Source organism: Paenibacillus sp. GYB006 (genome assembly GCF_036577645.1).
Lineage (GTDB): Bacteria > Bacillota > Bacilli > Paenibacillales > Paenibacillaceae > Paenibacillus.
Window position 1 is genome coordinate 1 of sequence record NZ_JARBDA010000102.1, and the last position, 251, is coordinate 251.

The window sequence follows — 251 nt, forward strand, 5'->3', positions numbered from 1 at the left end:
TCCGCTACCCCCACCTCATCCCCGCACTTTTCAACGTGCGTGGGTTCGGGCCTCCAGTGCGTGTTACCGCACCTTCACCCTGGACAGGGGTAGATCACACGGTTTCGGGTCTACGTCCACGTACTTAATCGCCCTATTCAGACTCGCTTTCGCTGCGGCTACGGCTTTTCACCTTAACCTTGCACGGGAACGTAACTCGCCGGTTCATTCTACAAAAGGCACGCCATCACCCATAAAACGGGCTCTGACTT

General features: G+C 56.2%; 1 rRNA gene. It reads right to left on the reverse strand.

Going from position 1 to position 251, the window contains the following annotated elements:
* A 23S ribosomal RNA gene (locus PV403_RS25180) occupies nucleotides 1-250 on the reverse strand; the annotation flags it as partial.
* Between the last annotated feature and the right edge of the window lies 1 nt (nucleotide 251).